The sequence below is a fragment of the Sporosarcina sp. SAFN-010 genome, from assembly GCF_059415065.1.
Genome location: NZ_JBPFDS010000001.1, coordinates 307326 through 322247, shown reverse-complemented (window position 1 = coordinate 322247; position 14922 = coordinate 307326). Strand labels below are relative to the sequence as shown.

The 14922-nt window shown below is 44.6% G+C and carries 10 protein-coding genes; 8 read left to right on the top strand and 2 right to left on the bottom strand.

Annotation, left to right across the window (positions count from 1 at the left end; genetic code table 11):
• The first annotated feature begins 21 nt into the window (after positions 1–21).
• The 6 genes from addB to ACR65F_RS01590 all read left to right on the top strand — a co-directional run bounded on the left by addB (position 22) and on the right by ACR65F_RS01590 (position 11688).
• The gene (gene addB, locus ACR65F_RS01615) at positions 22–3522 is read left to right on the top strand and encodes a helicase-exonuclease AddAB subunit AddB (RefSeq protein ID WP_440502914.1); all 3501 of its coding nucleotides are present in this window, start codon (positions 22–24) and stop codon (positions 3520–3522) included.
• Positions 3497–7207: a helicase-exonuclease AddAB subunit AddA gene (addA, locus tag ACR65F_RS01610; protein ID WP_440502912.1), complete on the top strand. Its 3711-nt coding sequence runs from the start codon at positions 3497–3499 to the stop codon at positions 7205–7207. The genes addB and addA overlap by 26 nt, the downstream gene beginning before the upstream one ends.
• A complete protein-coding gene (locus ACR65F_RS01605; RefSeq protein ID WP_440502910.1) occupies positions 7204–8400 on the top strand; it encodes a DUF418 domain-containing protein in 1197 nt (398 codons plus the stop codon). The genes addA and ACR65F_RS01605 overlap by 4 nt, the downstream gene beginning before the upstream one ends.
• 43 nt (positions 8401–8443) lie before the next feature.
• The gene (locus ACR65F_RS01600; protein WP_440502908.1) at positions 8444–9343 is read left to right on the top strand and encodes a fumarylacetoacetate hydrolase family protein; all 900 of its coding nucleotides are present in this window, start codon (positions 8444–8446) and stop codon (positions 9341–9343) included.
• A gap of 79 nt (positions 9344–9422) precedes the next feature.
• The gene (locus ACR65F_RS01595; protein ID WP_440502907.1) at positions 9423–9797 is read left to right on the top strand and encodes a YisL family protein; all 375 of its coding nucleotides are present in this window, start codon (positions 9423–9425) and stop codon (positions 9795–9797) included.
• A 439-nt stretch (positions 9798–10236) separates the two neighbouring features.
• Positions 10237–11688 (top strand): alpha-amylase family protein, encoded by a 1452-nt coding sequence (locus ACR65F_RS01590; protein ID WP_440502906.1) that lies wholly within the window; start codon positions 10237–10239, stop codon positions 11686–11688.
• A 130-nt stretch (positions 11689–11818) separates the two neighbouring features.
• Here ACR65F_RS01590 and ACR65F_RS01585 read toward each other — a convergent pair whose 3' ends face one another.
• Positions 11819–12667: a DegV family protein gene (locus ACR65F_RS01585; protein WP_025786049.1), complete on the bottom strand. Its 849-nt coding sequence runs from the start codon at positions 12665–12667 to the stop codon at positions 11819–11821.
• A gap of 18 nt (positions 12668–12685) precedes the next feature.
• Positions 12686–13501, bottom strand: a complete 816-nt coding sequence (locus ACR65F_RS01580) for a Cof-type HAD-IIB family hydrolase (RefSeq protein WP_039042096.1) — start codon at positions 13499–13501, stop codon at positions 12686–12688.
• A 137-nt stretch (positions 13502–13638) separates the two neighbouring features.
• On the opposite strand from ACR65F_RS01580, the gene ACR65F_RS01575 reads away from it, so the two are divergent.
• Both ACR65F_RS01575 and ACR65F_RS01570 read left to right on the top strand, forming a co-directional pair.
• Positions 13639–14409 (top strand): prolyl oligopeptidase family serine peptidase, encoded by a 771-nt coding sequence (locus tag ACR65F_RS01575; RefSeq protein WP_440502904.1) that lies wholly within the window; start codon positions 13639–13641, stop codon positions 14407–14409.
• A 52-nt stretch (positions 14410–14461) separates the two neighbouring features.
• On the top strand, positions 14462–14770 hold the full coding sequence (locus ACR65F_RS01570) for a metal-sulfur cluster assembly factor (protein ID WP_039042094.1): 309 nt from the start codon (positions 14462–14464) through the stop codon (positions 14768–14770).
• Positions 14771–14922 lie beyond the last annotated feature (152 nt).

Below are 14922 nucleotides of genomic sequence, written 5' to 3'. Positions count from 1 at the left end.
AGGACAGAGAGGGGCTATCTGATGACGCTGCGATTTATAACGGGACGTTCCGGGACTGGGAAAACGTACACTATTGAGCATGAAATTGTGGAAGCACTTCAACAAGATCCTCTTGGCGCACCGATTGTGTTAATCGTGCCGGACCAAATGTCGTATTCGTTGGAGCATAGTTTAGCAGCTCAATTCGGATTGAACGGAATGGTGCGTACACAAGTGCTGACATTTAAGCGATTGGCTTGGCGAGTGCTTCAAGAAACAGGAGGCATCACACGACGCGAAGTGGACGGATTCGGATACCGGATGCTCATTCGCAGTGTGCTGGAAGAAAATCGAGAGGACTTCAAGTTGTTCCGACAGGCAGCTGATAAGCGCGGATTTACGGAGCAAGTAGAAGGGGTGTTAAAAGAGTTCAGCCGATACTGCTTGGACCACACGACACTGGCACAGCTCCATGCCGAGTTAACTGTAGCTTCTGCACCGCGTTCACTGGTAGACAAAGCAGGAGACTTATCGCTCCTATTGGAGAAAGTGGAAGAGCGTCTTGGCACTTCCTATGTCGATAGTGAAGGACATTTATCGATGCTTTCCGGGCAAGTTCAATTCTCTTCATATATCAAAGAAGCGGACATTTACATAGACGGTTTTGAGCTACTGACAAACCGTGAGCACGAGATAATTAGGGAGTTATTGAAATACGCAAAACGAGTGACAGTGGCGCTCCCAACAGACGACGAAGGGGAAGCAACTGCTGACCATGAGTTGTTTTTCAGTCCAATGCGAACAAAACAAATCATTACGGATCTAGCACGTGATGTATCAGTGGAAGTAGAGCCCGAGTTGAGATTGACGAAAACTCACCGATTCCGGAATTCTGATTTGTTACATTTGGAAGCCCAATTCGATAAGTATCCAGCGACACCAAAAGCGAGTAGTGGAGATGTCAAAATTTTAGAAGCGACCGATCGCCGTGCTGAATTGCATGCAGTAGCGCGTTCGATTCGCACTCTTGTCAGGTCGGGAAAACGGTATAACGAGATCGCTATATTGTATCGGCAACCGGAAGTGTACGATGAATTGATGGAGACGATTTTTCCGCAATACGACATTCCGGTGTTCATTAGTCAGAAAAAGCCGATGCTACACCATCCCCTCATTGAATTCACACGATCGGTACTAGAAGCGGTTACTGGAAATTGGTCATATGAAGCCATTTTTCGCGCAGTGAAGACGGACTTGTTTTTCCCACATGGAGAAGACCGTCAACTATGGCGAGAACGTGCGGATCGCTTGGAGAACTATGTGTTAGCGCATGGAATCCATGGACACCGGTGGTTTGACGATGTTCGGTGGCGGGTGAAAAAGTATCTTGGTCTCGAATTGCATACTGAAGTTCAAACGGATGAAGAACTTGCAATGCAGCAAGAGTTGCATAGTGTACGTGACTTGGTTCGCGGACCACTTGAGACGTTCGGAAAGCAGTTGAAAACTGCAAAAGACGGTAGGCAAGCTGCGGAAGCGTTGTTTGCGTTCATGGAAGAACTCCATGTGTACGATAAAATCATCGACCTTCGCGCAGAAGAAGAACGCGCAGGACGATTGCTCGGCGCATCAGAGCATGAACAGGCATGGAACGGATGGATCAATATCCTCGATCAGTTTGTGCTTATGTTCGGAGATGTCAAAATGGCACCGAAAGACGCGGTACGAGTGCTTGATGAAGGATTCGATACGCTCGAATTTTCAAGGATTCCGCCATCACTTGACCAAGTGACGGTGATGACAATCGACCTTGCGACTTTTTTAAGTATAGATGAAATATTTGTTATTGGGACAAACGATGGTGTGTTGCCACAACGAATTGACAATGAAGGGCTCATATCGGATGCCGATAGACAGTGGTTTGAAACGGTCGGATTTGAACTTGCCCCTTCTGCTAAATCACGTTTAATGGATGAAACGTACAAAGCGTACCGTGCGTTTACTGCAGCCTCAGAAGGATTGACGATATCCTATCCGATAGCAGACGAAGCAGGAAAAGCGCTCATACCTTCACTATATATTCCTAGAATCGGTCAACTACTTGATGGAATAACTACGGAAATCGTCGTTGCCGATCCATTAGATTTACTGGAAGGTGCAGATGAATTCTCGTACATTAGCCATCCGAGAGCTGTGTTGCCGTATGCGTCCGCTCAACTTCGTCTAGCGGAAACTGGAGGATCCTTACCACCATTATGGCAGGCGGTTGTTGCGTATTATGAGGACGATCCACTCTGGGCTTCGATACTTAGTAGTATTCAAGGAAAGCGGAAGCATGGGACAGATACCGAGCGATTGACGCCAGATTTAACTTCAGGCTTATATGGTGAAACGATGTCGTCGAGTGTCTCGCGTGTCGAATCGTATTACAGTTGTCCGTTTCAACATTATGCGACATACGGTCTCGGGTTACGTGAACGATCTGAATTCACATTGGAAGCACCTGCAATCGGGGATTTATTCCACGCAGCCCTAAAATGGGTATCGGATGACATCATGCGGACCGGAGCAACATGGGCAGGGTTATCGAAAGAGGATTGCTTCCGATTGGCGCGCGAGGCGGTAGACGGTATTGCACCGTATTTCTTCCATCGAATTTTGTTGTCGACGAGCCGTCATGTTTACATTAAACGCAAATTGACACGCATTATCCAACGGACGCTGTTTGCGCTGCGCAGCCAAGCGACGGCTTCTAGTTTTGAGCCGATTGCAGTTGAAGTTGGATTTGGACAAGGTGAGCAAATGCCACCACTGTCAATTCCTTTAAAACAGGGTGGACACATGAACTTGCGCGGACGAATTGACCGTGTCGATGCATCGAAAGTGAATGAAAAAACGTACATTCGCATTGTGGACTACAAATCTTCTGCCAAAGCGCTAGATTTGACGGAAGTGTATTATGGATTGTCGCTGCAAATGCTGACGTATCTAGACGTTGCACTTGAGCATGCAGACGAATGGCTACACGTGCAGGCAGATCCTGCCGGCATGTTGTATGTCCACGTTCACAATCCAATGGTGCGCAGCATTCAGGAGTTGACGGAAGAAGCGGTTGAAGAAGAGATGCTGAAGTCGTTTTCTATGAAAGGTTATGTGCTTGAGGATTTATCTGTCGTCAAAGAAATGGACAGTGACATTGAACAATCGTCCAAAATCATTCCTGCTCGTGTGAAGAAAGATGGTTCGTTCTATGCGACTTCTAAAGTGCTGGCCCCCGATGATATGCAACTACTGCGTGGAGCCGTTCGTTCTCGCCACCGTCAAGCGGGTGACGCTATGCTTGCAGGTGATGCACGGGTATATCCGTATCGATTGAAAGAGCGGATGCCATGTAACTACTGTCCGTATCAAGGGGTCTGTCAGTTCGACACAACGGACCCGGAAGCAAAGTACCGAAATTATGCGGAACTCTCAGCAAATGAATCTCTTGAGAAAATGAGGAAGGAGGTTGAAGGCGATGCACATACCACCGAAACCGAGTGACGTGACGTTTACAGACGACCAATGGAAAGCAATTTACGCTTCAGGGCACGACATCCTCGTCTCGGCAGCAGCAGGATCAGGGAAAACGAAAGTGTTGATCACACGTCTAATTCAAAAGGTTTTAGATGATAAAAACCCGATTAACGTGGATGAATTGCTCGTCGTGACATTCACGAATGCGGCGGCTGCTGAAATGCGCCATCGTATGGGGACTGCGCTGGAAGAGGCGATCGTCTTGCATCCTGAATCCCCGCATTTGCGAAAACAGCTCAGTTTATTGAACAAAGCTCAAATTTCTTCGATGCACTCATTTTGTCTGAATGTCGTTCGGCAATATGCGTATCTGCTAGATATTGACCCAGGATTTAGAATTGCGGATCCGACAGAAGCGGCGTTACTGCGCGACGATACGATTGCAGATGTGTTGGAAGATGCCTATAGCGCAGAAGATCCTGAAGCGGTTTATCGATTGGCGGACAGTTTCACGTCTGATCGAAATGACCAGTCGTTGGAATTATTAATAGATCGGCTGTACGACTATTCCCGTGTGCATCCGGATCCTGAATCGTGGTTGCTGCAAATTCCGCAACAATATGAAATTGGCGATGTAATCACGATCGATGGCTTGGAATTTATCGGACCTTTGAAATCTGCCATTCAGCAAAAGCTTGAAGAAGCGGCTGCACTCGCAACAGATATGCACCGTATTGCAGATTTACCTGACGGGCCAACGCCACTTATAAAAACGGCAGAAGCGGACTTGGTTTGGATCAACGAAGCCATTCGTTCAATTTCAACAAGTACTTGGGACCAAACTCATGCGTTATTCCAACAGCTAGTCTGGGTGAAGGCGGGAGCAGTGAAAAAAGATTCATGTGATGAAGAACTTGCAAAGCGCGCGAAATCATTAAGAGATTCCGTGAAAAAGCTTGTCACCGGGATCAAGGATGCCTATTTCGTCCGAACGCCTGCGCGTTTGCTTACGGAAATCCGTTTAATGGCACCGATGATGCATACGCTCATTGAGCTGGTCATAGAATTTGGTCATCGCTATCGCACAGTCAAATCGGAGAAAGGAATTGTCGACTTTTCCGATCTTGAGCATTTCGCGCTGGATATCTTAACTAATCGTGAAGGTGACGTTCTTGTCCCATCTGATATTGCCATGGACTATCGGTCGAAATTCAAAGAAGTACTAGTCGATGAATACCAAGATACGAATTTATTGCAAGAAGCGATTGTCCAGTTCGTGAAAAGTGGAACGGAATCAGACGGTAACTTGTTCATGGTAGGGGATGTAAAGCAATCCATCTATCGTTTCCGTCTTGCAGAGCCGGGGTTGTTCTTAGGGAAATACGGTCGTTTTACTGAAGAAACCATAGATAAAGGTTTGAAAATCGATTTGAACGCGAATTTCCGGAGTCGTAAGGAAGTGTTGGATGCGACGAACTTCATCTTCTCACAAATTATGGGAGAGCGTGTGGGAGAAATAGAATACGATGAGGCTGCCGCGTTGAAGTACGGTGCGCGTTATCCTGAGATGGAAACGGCTGCGCATTTGACTGTCCTTTATTCTGAAGAGGAAGAGTTTGAAGATGAAACGGCGGAGGACTTGGAAAATCTGAAGAGTTCTCAGGCGGAAGCACGTTATATGGTTAAGAAAATTAAACAGTGGATGTTGGACGGACATGAAGTGTGCGATGCATTCAGTGGGGAGAAACGTCCGATCCGATACAGTGACATTGTAGTTCTCTTGCGTTCGATGACGTGGTCCGCTGAAATTGCAGAGGAATTCAAGCGCGCGGAAATGCCTGTTTATGTTGAACTATCCCGTGGCTATTTCGATGCACTTGAAGTGACGATTATGCTGAATACATTACGTGTGATCGACAATCCGTATCAAGACATTCCCCTCGCTTCTGTGCTACGTGCGCCGTTCATCGGTATGACGGAAAATGAGTTAGCAGAAGTGCGTCTCGCTGCGAAGAATGTACCGTTTTATGAAGCGTTGAAGACGTTCATCGCAACTAAAGGATCTGGAATGGCGCCTGAAACACAGCAAAAACTGCAACGTTTCATGCTAGCCTTTGAAGAGTGGCGGAATCTAGCTCGTCGTGGATCGTTATCCGAGCTTATTTGGCAAGTGTATAGGGATACGAACTACTATGAAATGGTCGGAAGTATGTCGAATGGTAAACAACGGCAAGCGAATTTGCGTGCGCTGCATGACCGAGCAATCGAATATGAGAAGACTTCATTCCGTGGTCTATTCCGCTTTTTGCGATTTGTCGATAGGATGCAACGGCGTGGAGATGATCTAGGAGCTGCACGGTATTTGAGTGAAAAGGAAGACGTTGTGCGCATTATGACGATTCACTCGTCAAAAGGGCTGGAGTTTCCGAATGTGTTTGTTGCAGGTGTAGGCAGACAGTTTAACAAAATGGATTTCAATGAGCCCTATTTGTTTGACCAGCACTTCGGTTTAGCGGTTAAAGCGATAGATCCGGATAAACGGATTATGTATACGTCATTGCCATTTCTCGCGATGAAAGAACAGAAAGAGTTGGAGATGCGTTCTGAAGAAATGCGTATTCTGTATGTGGCGATGACTCGTGCAAAAGAACAGTTGGAACTGGTTGCGACGGTGAAGGATATCGAAAAGTCGATAACGAAATGGCAAGATGCACAACTCGTGGATCCGGGAGATCGATTACCGGATTACATGCGCTCCCGTGCAAATGGGTACTTAGATTGGATTGGTCCAGCGGTAGCGCGTCATGCGGATTTCATGAAGTTCGGTACGACGCAAGGTGCACTGGTGAAAGAACACCCTTCTAAGTGGGCTATCAATGCATTGCCGGTATCTTACTTCAGCGAGTCTTTGTCTGAGTCGGAATTCATGGAGGATATATCCGAAACGGAAGAATTGCCGATTCCTGTTGTAGATGAATCTATTCTTGCAGAAGTGACGAAGCGCTTTGACTATCAGTATCCATACGATGCATCTGTCAAAAAGCGATCGAAAGTCTCGGTGACGGAATTGAAACGGATTGCACAACTGGAAGCAGAATCCACTTTCAATGATCCATTTGCAAGTCGAAATGGGGAAGTGAGCAAAGCGTACTTGCACGCACGACCTGCGTTTTTACAACAGCGATCAATCAGCGCAGCTGAAGTCGGAACGGCGATGCACACTGTGATGCAACATATCGACTTAGCGAAGACGAAAGATCTGGCAAGTGTAGATGTCTTGTTAGAGGATTTGTTGCAGCGTCAGTTGTTGACGGCAGCTGAAGTGAATTCCCTTGATAGGGCTGCCATTGTACAATTTACAAACTCACCGGTTTCTGAGCGGATGCAACAGGCAACACGTGTGTTGAAAGAATTGCCTTTCACGTTTGCGGTTGAAGGAGAAGACGGAGATTCGCAGATTTTACAAGGAATCGCGGACTGTTTGTTTGAAGAGCCGGATGGATGGGTGTTATTGGATTACAAAACGGATCGATTGAAAGGCCGTTTTGCATCACGGGAAGCGATCGATGATGAGATGCGTTCGCGTTATCACGTGCAACTGAGCTTATACAAAACCGCGATTGAAGCGATTACACATGTGACGATAAAAGAAATGCTGTTGTACTTGTTTGATGAAGGTCGAGCATTGACAGTTCAGGAGGAGACAGTTTGACTAAACTACCAACCGGAGAAACCGGACGTATTGAGTCGTTAGATATGCTAAGAGGATTTTCATTGCTCGGTATTTTTATTGCCAACATGCTCGTATTTCATTCACCGTACATGTACATGGATCCATATAGTTGGTTTGAAAGCAACGGTGAAGGTTTTCCGTTTATGTGGCTAGATATTTTCATAGAAGCTAGTTTTTATCCGATATTTGCAATGCTTTTCGGGTATGGACTGAGTATGCAGTATGAAAAGTCGTTGCTGCAAAAGTCGCCATTTGGACCGGTAGCGGTTCGTCGCATGGTGATACTGCTTTTGTTTGGTCTGATTCATGCGTTTTTCATCTGGTCTGGGGATATTTTATTCACATATGCCATGATGGGCTTTCTTATGATAGCGCTCGTCCGAATTCCTCCGAAGTGGTTGTTTTTCGGAGCACTGGCACTCTACATCGTGCCGAACGGTCTAATAACAGGCCTGACGTACGTAGTAGAACGCTTGGAAGTAGGTGGCACATTTTCGGAGTTTGCGGATATTCAGCAAATTCAGGAGTCCATTGAAGTGTATGGACACGGAAGCTATTTGGCGGCACTCGCATTTCGTGCAAAAGAATGGTTGTTTATAAGTGGTGCAAATCTATTCTTGACACCGTTTATGATTTTACCACTTATGATGATCGGGGCGGCATTTGCGAAATGGAGACTTTTTGAACGAGCGAAAGAGCTGAAAGGACGACTACTTGTAGTTGGAGGTAGCCTCCTCATTATTGGGTTAATACTAAAGGCATTACCGTTTTTGATAGCCCCAGGCTTTTCAATGCAACTTGTTCAAACTTATTTTGGCGGTCCACTCGTTGCTTTAGGATATGGAGCACTAGTGTTGCTGCTATGCACAACGCCATGGTTTTCGAAAGTGTTCCGTCCAGTTGCAAAGGCCGGTCGTATGTCACTCACGACGTATATCAGTCAATCCGTCATTGCGACACTCATTTTTTATAATTATGGGTTCGGGATGTACGGCAAAGTGGGTATTATCACGGGAACTCTCATCGCGATCGGAATCTTTGTTGTTCAGGCGTTACTAGCTGACTTGTGGCTATCCCGTTACAAAATGGGGCCAATTGAATGGATTTGGCGTGTTGGCACATATGGTACATTTTTATCGAATAAAAAGGAGAAACGACAAGACTTGTCGTAACAGTACGTAATGCAAACCAATGATGGAAGGGATGGGCTAGTCAATGAAATTACTTTCGTTCAAGTATGATGGGAAAACGTTATTCGGACCTAAAGTGAAAAAGGAAGAAGCGGTGTGGGATGTACAGAAAATTGCAGAGGCAGTCGGGGAGCAGAACTTTCCTGCTTCAATCGCAGAAGGCGTTGCATCTGGAATGGATTTTGTAGAAAAAATCCGTAACTTGTGCGAAAAAGCCCACTCTCATGAAGACATGGATACCTTTAAGTACTCGTTCGAAGCAATTGAATGGTTATCTCCAATTCCACGAACACCTAAAAATGTACTAGGTGTTGGTAAAAACTACGCTGATCACGCATCCGAAATGGGGGGCGAAGGTGTACCCGCCAAGATGATGATTTTCACAAAATCTCCGACTGCGATTGCAGGGGATGAGCAGACATTGCCAATCCATGAAGCCCTGACAAGTCAGCTGGATTATGAAGGCGAACTTGCGGTGGTCATAGGAAAAGGCGGTCGTAACATTCCAAAACAGCTCGCATACGACACGATTTTCGGATATACCATCGCGAACGATCTGACTGCGCGTGATTTACAGGCAGAGCGCAAACAGTTCTTCCTCGGAAAAACGTTGGATGGCAGTTGCCCGCTCGGACCGTATATCGTTACGAAAGATGAGATTCCAAATCCACATAACTTGTCGATTGTCACTAAAGTGAATGATGAAGTTCGCCAAAATGGGAATACCAAATCTATGATTATTCCAATCGATGAAATTATTGAGGAACTGTCTAAGTTTGTCACACTGGAACCCGGAGATGTCATCTTAACAGGGACTCCAGCAGGTGTTGGAAAAGCGATGAATCCTCCAACTTACTTGAAGGCGGGCGATACTGTGAAAATATCTGTTGAAGGAATCGGAACACTCGTCAACTACTTCGAGTAAAGGTCCCTCTATTTTCCCTAGCTTATGATGTATGGTAAGATAAGGGATGCACATATGAAACTTAAACGAGGTGACTAACTTGGATTTTTTATCGAACTCGACACATTTACACATTTTTTCGTGGGTAGTCGGCATTATCATGTTCTTGATTGCAGCGACACAACCCCTCGACTCTAAAGGCCGTAAAATTACGAAGATGGTGCTACGTGTATTTTACATTCTGATTATTATTACTGGAGTTGCGTTGTTCATCCGATACATGAACATGAATGCTGCCTTATACGGCGTGAAATTTGTATTCGGTATCGTAACAATCGGTATGATGGAAATGGTATTGGCACGTCAATCTAAAAGCAAACCCACACAACTATTTTGGATTTTGTTCGTAGTTTCCTTACTAATTACAATGTTCCTTGGCTTCAAATTGCCAATCGGACTTGACTTCTTCGCTTAATTATTTTGTAATGAACCACTAAGGAGGGTGTTTGAATGGTAGGCTGGACGCTATTGCTAGGTGTTTTCGGCATCATGCTGCTATTCGCACTCTCTGTAGTTGTAACATCGCGGAGAATGCAAACGAATGATGATCATGATGAGTTGGAATGAAAACAAGTAACCCGCTGATTTAATCATCAGCGGGTTTTGCTTTGCAGTTTTCACAAGTTTGCCTTATTTCTGTTACATGGTTTTAGTTTTCTTCAGAAACCATGGCGATGGCTGGTGCGGTTTGGTAGTATGAAGTGATGAGTTATGATCGGAAAGCGTGAGTTATGAGCATAATTTGAGAGTTATGATCGGAAAGCGTGAGTTATGAGCATAATTTGAGTTTTATGAGCACATTAAAGAATTTATGAGCAAATTTCATGGGTGAATTGTAGAAGGAGGCTTTTTGGGTGAACGTCAAACGACTACTTAGTGTAATGGTGATGGTTTTTTTACTGGTAACGACAGCACTTCCAAGCTTAGCTTCAGCTGAGACTGAACGGTCCTTGAAAGACGAAAGTATATATGATTTACTAGTTGACCGTTTTAATAACGGGGATGGACGAAATGATATAGATACAGATGCACAGGACTTGTACGCATTCAACGGTGGCGATTTCTCAGGGATTTCCCTCCGTTTACAACATATTTTAGATATGGGCTTCACAGCTGTTTCCATCGGGCCTGTTTTCCAGACAGCAACCTATGATGGCAAAGAAGTGCTCGATTACACAAAATTCGAGAAACATTTTGGTACAGAAGAAGATTTTAAGTCGATGCTCGATGAACTGCACGACAAGGATGTCCGTGTTATTGCTGATTTCCCGTTAGCTGGAGTTAGCAAAGATCATGTATGGGCAAGCAAACTCCCGTTTACACAAGGTGAAGGAAATACCATTGATTGGAAACCAGACGATGTCGATGTGCAACGTAATCTGGAAGAGACCATGGTCAACTTTGTGAAAACCTATGAGTTGGACGGGATTCGGTTGACGAAAACTGAAGGCTATTCGAAAGATGTGCTCGATCAATTTATAGCTTCGTTGAAAGAAGCATCACCTGATTTGTATGTATTGTCTGAAGAAGAAACTGACGCTGCTGTTGACTCCCAGCCAAACAATTCGTCCATGGAGGCCCTACGTGAATCGTTTGTTAGAGTGGATCCTAATTCATCTCAAATGAGCCAATTCGAAACAAGTGAACCGAATGATTTGATCCAGTTTGATCAGTTAACAGGTCCACGTTTCACTTACGACATCGTGGAGCAGCGAATGTTTCCACCGACACGTTGGAAAACAGCCGTAACTGCGCTATTTACGTTACCAGGAATTCCGGTCATGCCTTATGGTACCGAGATTGCGGTAAACGGAAAAGATGCGCCTGAGAGTCACCCGCTATTCAACTTTAAGACCGATATGGAACTGAAAGAGCTTATTGGAAATTTAAATGCATTAAGAAACCAATCGAAGACGCTTCGTAACGGTAATTTCAAAATGCTGCACAATAAAGATGGATACATGGTGTACAAAATTTACGATGAAGACGAATCGTGGATTGTCGCCATCAACAACACATCTGAAACACAAAGTTATGCATTAGATCCAGATGAGATTGGCAGTAAGAAGCGTCTACGTGGATTACTGGATAGTGACCAAATTGTGGAAACCGAAGATGACAAATATCACGTCGTTTTGGACCGTGAAATGGCAGAAATCTATTTGGTGAAAGAAGACAAAGGATTCAATATCCCTTATCTGATTGCATCGATTATGGTATATGTCCTATTCTTAAGCTTCCTATGGGCAGTTTGGAGAAAAGGTAGAAAAGCACGACAAGAACGGAAAGCGGAAGCCAAGAAGTAAGGCTGAAAGAGAGCGCATAGGTGCTCTCTTTTTGTTTGGAGAAAAACAGTAATGCGACACGAGAAAAAACACGCAAAAAAAGCAGCTCAGACGTCAATGGATATGAACGACGGAGTTGCTTATACTTAACTTACTGTTTGTTTAAGAAAAATACGGCGAGAGTTCCTGGTCCTGCATGAGAGCCAATGACAGAGCCGATCATGTGGACTTGAATTTCTTTAGGATGGAACTTTTCCTCGATCAAGTCCCGTAACTCAAGAGCCCCTTCTTCGTCATCGCCATGACTAATCGCAATCACTTGTTCGGAAACATGATCCCCGCGTTCTTCCATGAGCTCTAGAATACGCCGGAACACTTTTTTTCTTCCGCGATGCTTTTCAATCGGCACCAATCGACCGCTCTCTACGTGAAGTAGCGGTTTGATGTTCAACAGTCCGCCGAAAAATGCGCTTGCTTTCGAGACACGACCGCCTTTAGCGAGGTAATCGAGATCTTCTACTGTGAACAAATGCTCCATGTTACTTGCCATTTTACGAATTTTGCGCTCGATGGTCCGGACATCTTCTCCTGCATCTCGTAAACGAACAGCTTCCTGAACGACTAATCCACAGCCAAGGGAAGCGCAGCGTGTATCGACAACGATTAAGTTCATGCGCGGATTGCCTTCTTTCACCTGATCCCGCATCATGACAGATGTCTGATATGTACCCGACAATTCGGAAGAGAATGAGATGTAAATTCCATCTTCTCCAGTCTCGGCAAATTCTTTCCAGAGAGCAAGCACTCGATCTGGAGAGACTTGAGATGTTTTCGGTTGTTTGCCAGCTCGAATGGCTTGGAATACTTCTTTTGCGTCAATATCCACGATATCTTGATATTCTTTTCCATCAAGTAACACTGTCAAAGGAAGCAATGTGACATCATTTTCATCTAAATACGATTTTTGCAAGTCACAACCACTATCTACGAAAATTTTCATGAGAATCCTCCAATCTCTTTATGAAGATTTTAAATTAAGTCGTTCTTGTAACATTATGGCAATACCGTCTTCGTTATTCGTCAAAGTTACTTCATTCGCAATCGATTTCAGCTGATCAATCCCGTTGCCCATTGCAACACCGATACCCGCGTAATCGAGCATTTCCAAATCGTTGTCTTCATCCCCAAATGCAATAATTCGTTCTTGTGGTATACCAATCCACTCGGAAACTTTAGAAATTCCAACCGCTTTGTTTAGCCCATGACGAATGACTTCAACAATTTCCCAAGGAGCTCCCCAGCGTCTATGCTCAATGACTTCTGCATGAACTTCTTCCAAGTGCTTACGAATCGGATCGGCCATGCCTTCGCCACCTTGAATGAGAAGACTCGTCGGGTTCACTTGTAGATATTGGCGAATATCACCTTCTTGAATTTTTGAACTCCCGGTACTGAAGATATCGAGCAATTTCTCATCGTGGTAATGTAAATAGACGTCATCCATGACTTCCGCGACAATGTTTTTTAAGTTAAAGTCTTGCATGGCATCGATAACTTCTTTAGCGACAGATAAATCAATAGTTTCATGGACGGTTTTCCAAGTACGATCAGTTGGGTGATGTACGAACGCTCCATTAAAGTTAACAATCGGTGTTTTTAGTCCTAGCTGACGGTAATAGACTTCACTGGAGCGATAGGGGCGTCCAGTTGCAATCATGATTTGATGCCCTTCTGATTCCGCCTGTTTGAGTGTAGCTAGCGTTTTCTCAGAGATTACTTTTTTATCATTTAATAACGTTCCGTCTAAATCGAGTGCAATTAAATGTGGTTTCATGGCAAAACGCCTCCTTCCTTATTCAAGTGTAGCCTTTTGGAAGTGTACAAGTCAAAAAAGTAATTACCCATGCGCAACTTTTGTTTTTCTAGAAAAATATTGGTATGCTCAACAAAACTGTAAACGAGGTGTCAAGGATGATTATCAAAGAAGAACAATGGGGAACAGTCCCTCTATTGCATATTGTAGATGAGCAGCAGGAATCATCTGAAATGCCTGTCGTCATCTTTTTCCACGGCTTTACGAGTGCGAAAGAACATAACTTGCATTACGCTTTCAATCTGGCGAAGAAGGGAATCCGTGTATTATTGCCTGAAGCGCATCTTCATGGTGTTCGCTCCGAAGCACTCGACGAAGTTCAACTCAGTTTGCGATTCTGGGAGATCATACTGACTTCCATAGAAGAAGCAGGATTTTTACACCAACAATTGAAAGAAAAAGGGTTGTTGAATTCTGATCAAATCGCATTTTCAGGAACGTCCATGGGGGGTATTACGACTCTTGGTTGCTTATCAGCGTATCCATGGATCAAAAGCGCAGCGGTTATGATGGGTACTCCTGGATATGTAAAACTCGCAAAAGGTCAAATGAAGCAATTTGAGAATAAAGGATTCAAGCTTCCGATGAAAGACGAAGATGTCCACAAGCTACTGAGTACGCTCGCTGAGTTTGATTTGACTCAACATCCAGAACGTTTGAATGGCCGTCCTGTCTTTTTCTGGCACGGCATGAACGATACAATGGTACCGTTTGAACCGACACGCCATTTCTACAATGCTGTAAAAGTGAAATACAATGAGCATCCAGAAGACTTTGAGTTCATGGTGGACGAGCATGCAGGTCACGCAGTTTCAAGGCCAGGCATGTTGCGTGCAGTGGACTTTCTTGCAGACCATTTGAACGATTGAGTTCGTTTTGCTATGATGAGTACAACGAATTGAAATAGAAAGGGGAATTCCAATGGCTGATGAAATGAAAGAAAGCATGATGGGCGCACTTGAAAATGTTATTGACCCTGAGCTAGGTGTAGATATCGTAAATCTTGGACTCGTCTATGACGCAGAATTACTTGAAGGTGGCATCGGTAAAGTCACGATGACACTTACATCAATCGGTTGTCCGATGGGACCACAAATTGTTGCCAATGTGAAGCAAGAACTGATGGAGCTTCCAGAAGTGAAAGAAGTCGAAGTCGACATCGTCTGGAATCCACCTTGGTCACGTGAAAACATGTCACGCTATGCAAAAATGGCACTAGGCGTGCGATAAATAAGCAGAATTAGATCCGACTTGTGAGTTTTTCACTGGTCGGATTTTTTGTCGTTTTAATATAATCTTCGCGGGAAATACTAGTTAATGAGACCTAAGCATCTGACTTTACACACGATGAAAAGCGAGGTATACTATTATTAGTCAAAGAT

Bases quoted from the DNA above. Each gene is read 5' to 3' on its own strand.
- addB (WP_440502914.1), top strand. From the start codon at position 22: ATGACGCTGCGATTTATAACGGGACGTTCCGGGACTGGGAAAACGTAC.
- addA (WP_440502912.1), top strand. From the start codon at position 3,497: ATGCACATACCACCGAAACCGAGTGACGTGACGTTTACAGACGACCAA.
- ACR65F_RS01600 (WP_440502908.1), top strand. From the start codon at position 8,444: ATGAAATTACTTTCGTTCAAGTATGATGGGAAAACGTTATTCGGACCT.
- ACR65F_RS01585 (WP_025786049.1), bottom strand. From the start codon at position 12,667: ATGAAAATTTTCGTAGATAGTGGTTGTGACTTGCAAAAATCGTATTTA.
- ACR65F_RS01580 (WP_039042096.1), bottom strand. From the start codon at position 13,501: ATGAAACCACATTTAATTGCACTCGATTTAGACGGAACGTTATTAAAT.
- ACR65F_RS01575 (WP_440502904.1), top strand. From the start codon at position 13,639: ATGATTATCAAAGAAGAACAATGGGGAACAGTCCCTCTATTGCATATT.
- ACR65F_RS01570 (WP_039042094.1), top strand. From the start codon at position 14,462: ATGGCTGATGAAATGAAAGAAAGCATGATGGGCGCACTTGAAAATGTT.